The 13,058-nt window shown below is 68.7% G+C and carries 10 protein-coding genes; 5 read left to right on the top strand and 5 right to left on the bottom strand.

What is annotated here, in order from left to right; all coding sequences use genetic code 11:
* Positions 1 to 92 precede the first annotated feature (92 nt).
* Positions 93 to 551 carry a GFA family protein gene (locus tag DX03_RS13195; protein ID WP_038689411.1) on the top strand — a complete coding sequence of 153 codons (459 nt, stop codon included), beginning with the start codon at positions 93 to 95 and terminating at the stop codon, positions 549 to 551.
* Positions 552 to 656: 105 nt separating this feature from the next.
* Positions 657 to 1,403, top strand: coding sequence for a 23S rRNA (guanosine(2251)-2'-O)-methyltransferase RlmB (rlmB, locus tag DX03_RS13190; protein WP_038689409.1), 747 nt, complete (start codon positions 657 to 659; stop codon positions 1,401 to 1,403).
* 133 nt (positions 1,404 to 1,536) lie between these two features.
* Here rlmB and DX03_RS13185 read toward each other — a convergent pair whose 3' ends face one another.
* The 3 genes from DX03_RS13185 to DX03_RS13175 are packed head-to-tail and all read right to left on the bottom strand — an operon-like array spanning position 1,537 to position 6,181.
* Positions 1,537 to 2,976 (bottom strand): TolC family protein, encoded by a 1,440-nt coding sequence (locus tag DX03_RS13185; protein WP_038689407.1) that lies wholly within the window; start codon positions 2,974 to 2,976, stop codon positions 1,537 to 1,539.
* Positions 2,973 to 4,943, bottom strand: coding sequence for a MacB family efflux pump subunit (locus tag DX03_RS13180; protein ID WP_038689405.1), 1,971 nt, complete (start codon positions 4,941 to 4,943; stop codon positions 2,973 to 2,975). Before DX03_RS13180 ends, DX03_RS13185 begins: the two co-directional genes overlap by 4 nt.
* Positions 4,940 to 6,181, bottom strand: coding sequence for an efflux RND transporter periplasmic adaptor subunit (locus DX03_RS13175; RefSeq protein ID WP_038689403.1), 1,242 nt, complete (start codon positions 6,179 to 6,181; stop codon positions 4,940 to 4,942). The genes DX03_RS13180 and DX03_RS13175 overlap by 4 nt, the downstream gene beginning before the upstream one ends.
* Before the next feature lie 201 nt (positions 6,182 to 6,382).
* On the opposite strand from DX03_RS13175, the gene DX03_RS13170 reads away from it, so the two are divergent.
* The 3 genes from DX03_RS13170 (at position 6,383) to DX03_RS13160 (ending at position 11,688) form a co-directional block, all read left to right on the top strand.
* Positions 6,383 to 7,111: a response regulator gene (locus DX03_RS13170; protein WP_038689401.1), complete on the top strand. Its 729-nt coding sequence runs from the start codon at positions 6,383 to 6,385 to the stop codon at positions 7,109 to 7,111.
* A complete protein-coding gene (locus tag DX03_RS13165; RefSeq protein WP_038689399.1) occupies positions 7,108 to 8,511 on the top strand; it encodes an ATP-binding protein in 1,404 nt (467 codons plus the stop codon). Before DX03_RS13170 ends, DX03_RS13165 begins: the two co-directional genes overlap by 4 nt.
* Positions 8,512 to 8,664: 153 nt before the next feature.
* The gene (locus tag DX03_RS13160) at positions 8,665 to 11,688 is read left to right on the top strand and encodes a ligand-binding sensor domain-containing diguanylate cyclase (protein WP_051598860.1); all 3,024 of its coding nucleotides are present in this window, start codon (positions 8,665 to 8,667) and stop codon (positions 11,686 to 11,688) included.
* Positions 11,689 to 11,836: 148 nt separating this feature from the next.
* Here the strand turns inward: DX03_RS13160 and rnt are convergent, their stop codons facing one another.
* Together rnt and DX03_RS13150 are read right to left on the bottom strand one after the other, a co-directional pair.
* Positions 11,837 to 12,487 (bottom strand): ribonuclease T, encoded by a 651-nt coding sequence (rnt, locus tag DX03_RS13155; RefSeq protein WP_425598277.1) that lies wholly within the window; start codon positions 12,485 to 12,487, stop codon positions 11,837 to 11,839.
* A 40-nt stretch (positions 12,488 to 12,527) separates the two neighbouring features.
* A complete protein-coding gene (locus tag DX03_RS13150) occupies positions 12,528 to 13,037 on the bottom strand; it encodes an HvfX family Cu-binding RiPP maturation protein (protein WP_038689397.1) in 510 nt (169 codons plus the stop codon).
* Positions 13,038 to 13,058: the final 21 nt, after the last annotated feature.

The raw sequence follows: 13,058 nt of genomic DNA, 5'->3' as shown, positions 1-13,058 counted from the left end.
TTACCCGGTAGGTGCCGACCGTCACCCGGTGGGTACCGACCGTTGGTCGGTACGCGTTGATCGGCCCCGCATTCCCGATTCGGAGCGCGCCCATGTCCGACCTCCCCGAATACAGCGGCGGCTGCCAGTGCGGCGCCATCCGCTTCCACGTCCGCGGCGAACTCACCGACAGTTCGATCTGCCATTGCCGGATGTGCCAGAAAGCCTTCGGTGCCTATTACGCCCCCTTGGTCTCCGTGCGCACCGTCGACTTCACCTGGACCCGGGGCGAGCCACGCCGCTTTGCCTCTTCAAACCTGGTCCAGCGCGGCTTCTGCCCCGACTGCGGCACCCCGCTCACCTACGAAGCGCCCGACGGCATGGCCATTGCTGCCGGTACCTTCGACGAACCCGCGCGCCTGCCGCCCACCGTGCAGTACGGCACCGAGGCCAAGCTGCTGTTCGTGGACACCCTGGCGTCGCTGCGCGTGATCCGTGACCAGGATGACCCCGAGATGGCCCTGCTGCAGGGCCTGGTCAGCCATCAGCACCCCGACCACGACACCCCCTGAAGGTGCCGCACCCCGGGGTCGGCCCCCCGGCGTGAACGCCCGGCGGGGCAAGCGGGGCCTTGATGCTCTACCATTACCACCCCCTGTACCGGTCGTGCCCCCGCAATGAGCAAGCAAAGCCAGTGGATCGTCGGCGTCAACGCTGTCGCCTCTTCGATCGAGAACGATGCCGAGAACGTCCGCGAGGTGCTGATCGAAGCCAGCGCGAAGAATCCGCGGCTGGTGGAGATTGAAGAGAACGCGCGCCGCAAGGGCATCGACGTGCGCAAGGTCAACACCCAGGCGCTCGACGGCGTGGGCGGCTCGGTACGCCACCAGGGCGTGGCCGCGCGCTACCAGGCGGCACGCACCTACGGTGAGAACGAACTGGAAGGCCTGGTCGAGGCGGCCGAGGGCAAGGCCCTGCTGCTGATCCTCGACGAGGTGCAGGACCCGCACAACCTGGGCGCCTGCCTGCGCAGCGCGGCGGCCGCCGGTGCCACCGCAGTGATCATTCCCAAGGACAAGTCGGCCACGGTCAACGCGACCGTGCGCAAGACCTCGGCCGGTGCGGCCGACCGCATTCCGGTGGTGGCGGTGACCAACCTGTCGCGCTGCCTGAAGGACCTGCAGAAGCTGGGCGTCTGGATCTACGGCCTGGCCGGTGAAGCCACCGCGTCGCTGTACTCCATCGACCTGAAGGGCAACGTGGCGCTGGTGCTGGGCGGTGAAGCCGACGGCCTGCGTCGTTTGACCCGCGAAAACTGCGATGGCCTGGTCAAGATCCCGATGCCGGGCGACATCGAAAGCCTCAACGTCTCCGTCGCCACCGGCGTGAGCCTGTTCGAGGCCGTCCGCCAGCGCGGCCTGTAACCCACCCGCGCGAGGGGGTAGAGCCGACCGTTGGTCGGCTGCTCTATGCGGCGTACGAAAGCCGACCAACGGTCGGCTCTACGCGGTGGGGTCACCGCGTGCTTCTGTGTCATCGCGATCCCGAATCGGTGGGTTACCCTGCGCTGCCACCCAATGCCTTGAACAACGTTACGTCGTTGATCAACTGCCGCTGCCTCACCGAGGCCAGCGACAGTTCGGCATCGCGCCGGGTCTGCTGCGCTTCCAGCCAGGTGCGCAGGTCGGTGGCGCCTACCCGGTAGCGCACCTCGTACATCCGTTCGATCGCGACGGCTTCGTCGTAGGACGCTTGTGAGGCCGCCACCTGCGTGGCGAACTGCGTGCGTGCCGACAGGGCGTTGTCCACCTCCGACAGCGCGGTGTACAGCGTGCGGCGGAAGCCGTTGGCGGCGATCTGGTAATCGGTACCGGCCAGCCGGGTGTTCAACTGGGCCTGGCGCACATTGAGGAACGGCAGCGACAGCCCCGCGCCCAAAGTGGCCACCGGGTTCTTCAGCACGTCCGACAGCGAGGTGGCGCCGGTACCAACGCTGCCGGTCAGGCTGAGCGCCGGGTAGTACTGGGTGGCGGTCACCTTGATGGTCTTCAGGCTGTTGCGCAGGCGCAGTTCGGCCGCGCGCAGGTCCGGGCGCCGGCCGAGCAGGTCGGCTGGCAGGCCTTCGGCGACCACCGGGCTGCCCACACGGGCCAGTTGCTGCGGTTCATCGGCCAGTGCCAGCGGCTGCCCATCCAGCAGCACCGTCAACGCATTGCGGGCGGCAACGCGCTGCTGCTCCAGTGCACTCTGCGCGGCGCGCTGGGCTTCCAGGCTCTGGGCAGCCTGGCGCACTTCCAACCGCGACACCGCACCGGCATCAAAGCGGGCCTGGACCAGCTCGCGGGTGCGCTGCAGCCGTTCCAGGTTGGCCTGGCCGGCGGCAATGGACTGGTTGAGGAACGCCAGCGTCCAGTACTGCGTGGCCACGTCGCTGATCACCAGCAGGGCGGTGTTCTGCAGGTCTTCCTGGCTGGCCTGGGCTTCCCACTGGGCGATGTCGCGCTGGGTGCGCAGGCGCCCCCACAGGTCGATCTCCCATTGCAGGGATACGCCGGCCGAGCTGCCGCGGTTCCAGTCCGCGCGCTGGTCGATCGGGCGGTTACCGCTGCTGCTGACACTGCCCGAGGGCTGCGGCCACAGCGCGTTGTCGGCCAGCCCGGCCTGCAGGCGCGCGCGCTGCACGGCCAGCCCGGCAGAGGCCAGGTCTGTGTTGGCGGCTAGGGCGCGATCAATTACGCGGTCCAGGCCGGGGTCACCAAACTGGGTCCACCAGGCATCGCTGCGGACATCGGCGGTCGCCGCATGCGGCTGTTCGGTGACCGCCTCGGTGGGGGTGTTCAAGGCGGCATCGCCACGGCCGTAGCTGGCCGGGACCGCCGGTGCATCGATCGGGTAGCGGCCGGTGCTGACACAGGCCGACAAAGCCAGCGCGGTCACGCAGGCCAGGGCCAACGGACGCAGCGAAGCAGGGTGCAACAGGGCAGGAGAAATCTTCATTCGCGCGCCAGCGCCTCCACGGGATCAAGTTGGGCGGCATTGCGCGCCGGAAGGAAACCGAACGCCACGCCGATCAGGCTGGAGCAGGCAAACGCGGCCACGATGGATGCGGTCGAGAACAGCATCTGGAAGTCCGGCGCGAATTTGCCGAACAGCCAGCCGACCACCAGTGACAGACCGACGCCAAGCAGGCCACCGAGCAGACAGACCAGCACCGCCTCGATCAGGAACTGCTGGCGGATGTCGCTCTGCCGCGCGCCGACCGCCATGCGCACACCGATCTCGCGGGTGCGCTCGGTCACCGACACCAGCATGATGTTCATCACGCCGATGCCACCCACCAGCAGCGCGATCGCGGCGATCGCACTGATCAGCAGCGTCATCGTGCGGGTGGTCTGCTCGATGGTCTGGCGGATCTCGGCGCTGTTGCTGAGGAAGAAGTCCTCGGTGCCATGCCGCATGATCAGCAGCTTGGAAATCGCCGATTGCGCGGCATCCATCGGGGTGGCGTCATCCACGCGCACGGTGATGCTGGAGACATGGCTCTGGCCCAGCATGCGCGACATCACCGTGGTGTAGGGCACCCACACGCTCAAGCTGGTACTGCCACCAAAGCCGAAGCTCTGCCGCTGGGCCACGCCGACCACGCGGACCGGCACGTTGCCCAGCAGGATCACCTGGCCCACCGGGTCTTCGCCGTTGGGGAAGAACTGGGTGCGGGTGTTCTCATCGATGATCGCCACCTGGGCCAGGCTGCGTACCGCATCGGTGTCGAAGAAGCTGCCGGCGATCAGGGTGACGCCCTTGACCCGGAAGAACTGCTCGCCCACGCCGCTGACCTGCGCGGTGGCCGACTGGTTGCGGTAGCGCGCGGTTACCGAGGACGACACGCTGGGCGTGGCACTGTCGATGTAGCTCTGCCGCGCCAGCGCATCGGCATCGCTGGCCTTGAGGGTCTGCACCCGCGCCGAGCGCATGTCGCCGAAACCGCGTCCGGGATAGACGTCGATGGTGTTGGTGCCCAGCGCGCTGATGTTCTGCAGGATCTGCTGCTGCGAGCCATTGCCCATTGCCACCACCGAGACCACCGAGGCGATGCCGATGATGATGCCGAGCATGGTCAGGAAGGTACGCAGGCGGTGGGCATTCATCGCCAGCAGGGCCATGCGGAAGGCTTCGGTGAAACGATCGCGCGCGGCCCGCCAGCTGTGGCCCTTGCCGGCGGCCACGGTCGGCTGGCGCTGCGCGCGGTAGCGCGGCGCATTCGGATTGAGACGGTCGGCGATGATCTCGCCGTCGCGGATCTCGATGATGCGCTGGGCGTGTTCGGCCACGCTCATGTCGTGGGTGACGATGATGATGGTGTGCCCCTCGGCATGCAGCTCGCCGAGGATGCCCATCACTTCTTCGCCGGATTTGGTGTCCAGTGCGCCGGTCGGCTCATCGGCGAGGATCACCTCGCCGCCGTTCATCAGTGCCCGCGCAATGGACACGCGCTGCTGCTGGCCGCCGGAGAGCTGGCCGGGCTTGTGGTTCATGCGGTCGCCCAGCCCGAGCCGCTGCAGCAGCTGCTCGGCACGCGCGGTACGCACCGGCCCCGGGCTGCCCGCATACACCGCCGGCACGGCCACGTTGCCGCGTGCGTCCAGATCACCGAGCAGGTGGTAGCGCTGGAAAATGAAGCCGAAATGCTCGCGGCGCAGCTCGGCCAGTTCGTCCGGTTCCATGCTGCCGGTCTCGCGGCCGGCCACCTGGTAGCTGCCACGGGTAGGGCGATCCAGGCAGCCGAGGATGTTCATCAGCGTGGACTTGCCCGAGCCGGACTGGCCGACGATGGCGACGATCTCGCCGGCGGCGATGTCCAGGTTGACGTCGCGCAGCACCGCGATGGTGTCATCGCCCGCGGGAAATTCGCGGCGCAGGTCGCGCAGCCGCAGCAGCGGCGTGCCGGTGGAAGCCGGGGTCATCGACGCGGTCCGCCCATGCCCGGGCCACCGATCCGCACCTGCGCACCGCCGCGGCCACCACTGCCGCTGCCGCCGGCGGCAGCGCCACCTTCACCCACCACCACTTTCTCGCCTTCCTTCAGCCCGGACAGCACTTCGGCCGTGGCGCCGTTGTTGATGCCGATCTTGACCTTGCGCGGCGTGGGCATGCCGTCGGCATCGGCCACGCGCACCATGTACTGGCCATCGCGGGTCTTCGGGCCCAGGGCCACGGCCGGAATGGTCAGCACGCCCTTGGCCTGCTTGAGCATCACCGACACCTGCGCGGTCATGTCGATGCGCAGCGTGCCGTCGGGGTTTTCCACGTCGAACAGTGCGTTGTAGTACACCGCGCTGCTGGCGCTGGAGCTGGACGAACTGGAACTGGACGAACTGTCGTTGGCGATCGACGACGGCGCCGGGTTCACCTGGCGCAGGGTGGCGTGGTACTTGCGGTCCGGCTCGCCCAGCGTGGTGAAGTACACCGGCATGCCGGCCTTGATCTTCACCACGTCCGCCTCCGACACCTCGGCATTGACCGTGACCAGGTCCAGCCGCGCCAGCATCACGATGGTCGGTGCGGTCTGGTTGGCGTTGACGGTGCGGCCTTCCTCGGCCACCACCGCGACCACGGTGCCGTCCATCGGCGCGATGATGCGGGTATAGGCCAGGTTGGCGCGGGCGGTGCCCAGTTCGGTTTCGCGGCCCTTGATCTGCGCGTCGTAGGACTGGATCTGGGCACGCGCGGTTTTCAGCTTGGCATCGGCGGCGTCGTACTCGGCGCGCGAGGTGGCCTCGGCGGCGAGCATCTGCTGCTGGCGGGCGAATTCCAGTTCTGCTTCACGCAGGCTGGCCTGCTGCACCGAGCGCTGGGCCTTGACCTGGTCCAGCGTGGCCTGCGCGTTGAGCACCTGGTTCTGCTGGGTGGTGGCGTCGATCTCGGCAATCAGGTCGCCCTGCTTGACGCTATCGCCCAGCTGCACCTTCAGCGACTTGATCTGGCCCGAGGCCTGCGCGCCGACGCTGACCAGCTTGTAGGCGTCGATCACCCCGGTGGCTTCCACGGTCTGTTCGATGTCCCCGCGGCTGACCGGCGTGGTGGCCAGGGCCGGTGCGGCCGGCTTGCGCAGGGTCCATGCGACAATCGCACCCAGCACGGCAATCACGATGATCAACAGCAGCACACGGCCGCGACGGGTGGTGGGCAGGCGGGGCTTCACGATGATCGTCTACTCGGCAGGCCGGCGTGCGGCGTTGTCAGCATTGTGAAGACCGCTCGGCGAAGGCTCAACACTCGCCATGTGTCGCGGCGTAACCAGACCGGGGCCGGTGTGTGTCGTTGTGTGTCTGTGGCGGCCCTTGAAACACGTGTACGTAAACCACTGGATGCGGTTCAGCTCCCGACAGGGGATCATGGCCGCATGGAGACTCCCAACCCGATGCATCGACTGCTGATCGTCGACGACGACAACGACATCCGCCAGCTGCTGGCCGAACAACTGGGCCGTGCCGGCTACCAGGTGAGCACCGCCGGCGATGGCCATGGCATGCGCCAGGTACTCGAGCGCGAGCACGTGGACCTGATCGTGCTCGACCTCAACCTGCCGCGCGAAGACGGTCTTACCCTGTGCCGCGACCTGCGTGCGCGCTCCAACACGCCGGTGATCATGCTCACCGCGCGCAGCGAGCCGATCGACCGCGTGCTGGGCCTTGAGATGGGTGCCGACGACTACCTGGGCAAGCCCTTCGAGCCCCGCGAACTGCTGGCGCGCATCCGCAACGTGCTGCGCCGTACCGAAGCGCTGCCGGCCAACCTGGAGCCGCTGGCCATTCGCCGTGCCCGGTTCTCGCACTGGATCTTCGACCTGGAGCATCGCCACCTGCTCGATCCCGATGGCCGTGTGGTGGTGCTGTCCGGCGCGGAGTTCCGGCTGCTGCGGGTGTTTGTCGGGCACGCCAACAAGGTGTTGTCGCGCGAGCAGCTGGTGGCGCTCAGCAGCGGCCGCACCTATGAATCGCAGGACCGCGCGATCGACCTGCAGGTGAGCCGGCTGCGCAACAAGCTGGCCGACGATGGCGGCAGCGACGGATTGATCAAGACCGTGCGCAACGAAGGGTATGTGCTGGCCACGGCAGTGACGCTGGAATGAATCGCCTGCGCCGGTTCTTCGCCTCCATGGTGGGGCGCCTGTTCGTGATCCTGCTGCTGGGCATGAGCGTGGCCGCGATCGGCGCGACGATGCTGGCCAGTTCCAAGCGCCAGCAGGAGTTCGAGCGGCAGAACCTCAACCGCATCGCCGACCGGCTGCAGGGCTACGTGAACCTGCTCGATGGCAACCCCGAGCTGCGTGAGCGCCTGCTCGACAGCGGTGGCCCCAGCGTGCGGCGACTGCCGCCCGGTGCCCGGGTAGGGCGCCCGGACGCGGCCTTGATGGAAGTGCTGGACGATCGCCCCGGGCCGGTGTCGAGCAGCCAGGTGGCCTTCACCTGGTTCCGTTCCTGCCTGCCCACGTTGCCGGAGCTGCCGCACCCGAAGAAGCCGCGCAACGGCCCGCCGCGCGAGCGCGACCCGGCCTTCATTCCGCCCCGCTGCCGCATGGTGTCGCTGCGCCTGAGCGACGGCACGCCGCTGCAGCTGGCGCTGGACTCGCCGGCGGTGGCCCACAACGGCATCCTGGCCGTGGACCCGCTGTTTCTGACCCTGCTGGTGCTGGCCATCGCGGTGCTGGCCTATATCGTGGCGCGCATGGCCAGCGCGCCGCTGCAACGCCTGGCCGCGGCCGCCGCGGCACTGGGCGATGACCTGCAGGGCGCGCCGATGCCGGTGACCGGACCGCTGGAAGTGCGCCGCGCCGCAGAAGCGTTCAATGCCATGCAGAAGCGGCTGCAGCGCCACCTTGGCGAGCGCACCCAGATGCTGGCGGCAATCACCCATGACCTGCAGACCCCGGTTACCCGGCTGCGCCTGCGGCTGGAGAATGTCGCCGATGAAGCGCTGCGCGAGCGCCTGGTGGGCGACCTCGCCGCGATGCAGGCGCTGATCCGCGAAGGCCTGGAACTGGCGCGCAGTGCCGAAAGCGCCGAGCAACGCGCGGCCCTTGACCTGGACTCGCTGCTGGAGAGCATCGTGGAAGACGCCGGCGAAGCCGGTGCCGACGTGCGCTTCGAACACCCCAGCGGGGCGGTGCTGATGCTGCGCCCGTTGGCGATGCACCGGTTGTTTTCCAACCTGGTCGACAACGCGGTCACCTATGGGCACTCGGCACGGGTCAGCGTGGAGCAGGATGCCGAGCGGGTGGTCGTGCGGATCCGTGACAGCGGCCCCGGCCTGCCGGAAGAAGAGCTGGAGGCGGTGTTTGATCCGTTCGTGCGGCTGGAAACCTCGCGCTCGCGCGAGACCGGTGGCGCCGGGCTGGGCCTGACCATCGCGCGTGCCCTGGCCGAAAAAGACGGGGCGCGGTTGCTGTTGCGCAACCATCCGCAGGGTGGGCTGGAGGCGGTGGTGGAATGGCCGGCCACGTTGCGCGTGGGGACCTGGCGCCCGGGCTGAGCATTCTCGCCACACACACGCGCGGTTTTGCCTACTATGGGCAACTCCCCCCGCGTTATCCCGCATGAGCGTGCCTTTCTTCGTCGGTTGCCCCATTGGTGCATCGCCGCTTGCCGCGCGGCGCCCAGGCTGTTTCCCGGCCGGTTCCCACGGATGAACCCAGGGGGGCGCGGGAGCCGGTGGCGGCCGGTACATCGACAGTTTGCCCGGTGTCTTGGCACTGCCCTGGTGTGGTTGTGCCTGCTGTGCGCGCTGCCGTCCACGGTGGGGGCGCAGGACGGGCCACCGCCGCTGCGCGACTACGCCATCGACGTGTGGACCTCGCGCAATGGCCTGCCGCACAACTCGCTGCGCGACATCGCCCAGACCCCCGAAGGCCACCTCTGGTTCGCCACCTGGGAAGGGCTGGTGCGCTACAACGGCCTGGATTTCACTGTCTTCGACCGCAGCACCCGGCCGGGCCTGCGCGACAACGGCGTGGGCGCGTTGCTGGTGGACCGCAGCGGTGGGCTGTGGATCAGTGATTCACGCGGCAACGTGACCCGGCGCGGCAGCGACGGGCGCTGGCAGGTCTACGAACACCAGCCCGGTACGCCGCAGGTGCTGATCCAGGCCATGCAGATGGACAGCCACGGCCGCCTGTGGCTGCTTTACGAAGGGCAGGGCATCGGCAGCCTCGCCCCGGACGGTCGCATCGAGTACCAGAAACCGCCGGCCGGTGTGCCGATGGCCATGAGCTTCACCAAACTGGTGGTGGACGCGCAGGACCGGGTCTGGGTGGGCACCCTGGACGGGCTGGTGGTGCGCGACACCGACGGCGTGCTGCGCCGTGCGCCCGAGCGTTTCGGGCTCGGGCACGGCCTGGTGTGGCCCTACCGCGGGCCGGACGGCGTGGTCTGGATCGTGGCCGGCGAACGCATCTACCGCATGCAGGATGGCGTGCCGCAGCTGCAGCACCGCCTGCCCGGGGTGATGCACATCACCGCGATGCTGCAGGATCGCCATGGCGACCTGTGGCTGGGCACCGAGAACCAGGGCCTGCTGCGGCTGTCGCGGCATGGCCTGGAGCGCCTGCCCACCGGGCTGTCGCTGCCCGGCGGGCGCGTGGTGAGCCTGCGCGAGGACGCCGAAGGCAGCATCTGGGTGGGCGCCAACGGCGGCCTGTACCGGCTGCGCGAAACCTTGTTCAGCAGCTTCACCGAGCGCGACGGGCTCAGCGGCGACTACATCCGCACGGTGCTGGAGGACCAGCAGCGGCAGCTGTGGATCGGCAGTGCCAGCGGTCTGGACCGGCGCGATGCACAGGGCCGTTTCTCGCCGGTGGCGTTGCGCAACAGCGGCGGCAAGACCCCCTCGGTGCTCAGCCTGGCCCAGGACCACGAGAATGATCTGTGGGTCGGCACGTTCGGCGACGGGGTGTTCCGGCTGGATGCCCAGGGCCGCACCCTGCGCAACTACGGCACCGCCGATGGCCTGCCCGGCGGCAACATCCGCGCCATCAGCGTGGACCGCGCCGGCGTGGTCTGGGCCGGCACCCAGAAGGGCGTGGTGCGCATCGATGACCACGGCGTGGAAGTGCCGCGTGCGCCGGGCATGCCGGGCGGCCTGATTACCGCCCTGGCCCACGACGCCGACGGCGCCTTGTGGATCGGCACCATCGAGGGCATCCGCGTGCTGCGCGGCAACCGCGTGCAGAGCATCGACCTGGCCCCGCTGGGCGGCGGTCGCAGCGTGTTCGGCTTCCAGCAGGTGGGCGATGCGATGTGGGTCAGCAGCGACCGCGGCCTGTACCGCTGGCAGGACGGCCGCCTGGCACGGGTCGGGCTGGAGCAGGGCATGCCGGTGGACACCGTGTTCCAGCTGGTGCCCGACCGCATCGGCAACGTCTGGATCAGCAGCAACCGCGGCGTGCTGCGCACCGACATGGCGATGCTCAACGAGGTAGCCGATGGCCGCGCACCGCGGGTCGAGGTGGAGCATTACAACGAGATCGACGGCATGGCCAATTCGCAGGCCAACGGCAGTTCCGGCCCATCGGCCCTCCTGCGCCAGGACGGCACGTTCTGGGTGGTTACCGCGGGCGGCCTGAGCATGGTCGACCCACTGCGCCTGCAGCGCTTCCGCGAGCGGCTGGCCCCGCCGGCGGTGATCGAAAGCGTACAGGTCGATGGCAAGCCGCTGCACTGGCAGGGCGAGAACCACAACAGCATCCCCGGTGGACGCCGGCTCAGCGTGAGCTATGTGGGCCTGAGCTACCTGATGTCCGAGCGGATCCGCTACCGCACCCGCTTGGCCGGCCTGGACAAGGGCTGGATCGAGCGCGGCCAGCAGCGCAGCGTGGAGTTCATCGGCCTGCCGCCGGGCGACTACACCCTGCATGTGTCCGCCGCGCATCCCGGTGGCAGCTGGGGCGACAGCGAGGCGGTGTGGGAATTCACCGTTGAACCGTTCCTGTGGCAGCGCCGCAGTGTGCAGGTGGTGGCCGCGCTGCTGCTGTTGGGCGGTCTGATCGCGTTGTACCTGTATCTGATCCATCGCTACAAGGCCAGCAACGTGCGCCTGGCGCGGATGGTGGATGAAGCCACCCGCGACCTGCAGGCGCAGACGGTGAACCTGCAGGCGTTGAACCAGGAAAAGACCGAACTGGCCGACCGGCTGGCGGTGCAGGCCGAGCAGTTCGGCCGGCAGGCACGCGAGGATGCGTTGACCGGTCTGCCCAACCGGCGCGCCTTCGATGAGGCACTGGCGCGCGACTTCGCCCGGTCCCAGCGCAGCGGCCACCCGCTGTGCCTGGTGGTGCTGGACATCGACCACTTCAAGGAGGTCAACGACCAGCACAGCCACAGCGTGGGTGATGTGGTGCTGGTGGAAGTGGCGCGCGTGATCGCCTCGGCCTGCCGCGATTCGGACATGCCCGCGCGGACCGGCGGCGAGGAGTTCACGCTGCTGCTCAACGACACTCGCCTGGCCGAAGCGGCGCAGGTGTGCGCGCGCCTGCGCGGGCTGTTCCATGACCACCCGGACTGGGCCGGCGTGCCGGGCCTGAAGGTGACCTTCAGCGCGGGACTGGTGGAACTGGACGCCGCCGACCGCACCCCGATGCTGCTCTACCAGCGCGCCGACCGCGCGCTGTACCGGGCCAAGAGCGAAGGCCGCGACCGCACCGCGATCGGGTAGAGCCGACCGTTGGTCGGCTGTTCGTGGTGCGTGGCATGCAGGCGGTTGGCGCGAACGGCAGCCGACCAACGGTCGGCTCTACCAGGCGAAGCGGCACATCGGGTGCAGCCGACCAACGGTCGGCTCTACCTTCGGGGGGCGTACCGGGTTACCGCGGCCAGGCGTTGGCGATGGTGCAGAACAGCTTGGCGGTCTGCTCGGTGTCGTACACCGCGCTGTGCGCTTCGTCGGCGTCCCAGCCCAGCCCGGCGGCAGCGGCGGCGCGGGCGAGGACGGTCTGGCCATAGGCGATGCCGGCCATGGTCACTGTGTCGAACACGCTGAAGGGGTGGAACGGGTTGCGCTTGTGGCCCACCCGGTTCACCGCGGCGTTGACGAAACCCAGGTCGAAGTGCGCGTTGTGCCCGACCAGGATCGCGCGCTGGCAGCCGTACTTCTTCACCGCCGCACGTACCGGCGCGAAGATGTGGTCCAGTGCATCCTTCTCGGACTTGGCCAGGCGGAACGGGTGGTCGAGGATGATGCCGGTGATTTCCAGCGACTTCGGGTCGATCTCCAAACCTTCGGCCGGGATCACGTGGGCGCTGGCGGTCTGGCCGGGGTACAGCAGCCCGTTTTCGTCCATTTCGATCGGCACGGCGGCGATTTCGAGCAGCGCATTGCGGTTGCAATCGAAGCCGCCGGTCTCCACGTCGATCACGACCGGCAGGAAGCCGCGGAAGCGCTGGGACATGGCCAGGTTCACTGCCGGGGCAGCAGGCGCCGGAGCGGCGGTGTGGGGCGAGGCGGCATCTGTCATGCGGCGATTCTAGCAGAGGGGGGCTGTACGCCCCCCGCGCTCAGGCCAGCGCAGGCGAGCGTGCCAGGCAGCGCTGCAGCAGCCGGTCCAGGCTCAACGGGCCAGCCCCCTGCAGGGCCAGCGGCAGCAGCATGGCCATGAACAGCACGGGCAGCTTGAAGTTGCCAAAGCCCTGGTCGGTGATGGCATAGCCCATCGCCAGCTCGCCCAGCCCGTCCCAGTGCATGGGCCAATGCACGGCGGCGGTGGCCACCACGGTCAGCACCAGCAGGCTGCTGGCGGCCATGCGCGTGCCCAGGCCGACCAGCAGGCAGGCCGCGCCCACCAGCTCGAACCACGTGGCCAGCTGCCAGTTGACGCTGGCCGGTATCTGGTCGAAGGGAAACGGAAATGCCTGCGGCAGGTCGCCGAACCAGTTGCTGCCGTGCAGTTTCTCGCGGCCGGATTCGAAATACTCCCAGGCCATCAGCAGGCGCAGGCCAAGCGGGGCAATCCACGGGCCGAGCGGGTCCAGCCGGCCGCGCAGGGCGGCCAGGTACGGTGTCTTCATCAACGGAATCCTTGGTGGGGG

It is taken from the genome of Stenotrophomonas rhizophila (assembly GCF_000661955.1).
Taxonomy (GTDB): Bacteria; Pseudomonadota; Gammaproteobacteria; order Xanthomonadales; family Xanthomonadaceae; genus Stenotrophomonas; species Stenotrophomonas rhizophila.
This window is presented reverse-complemented; position numbering and strand designations above follow the sequence as displayed.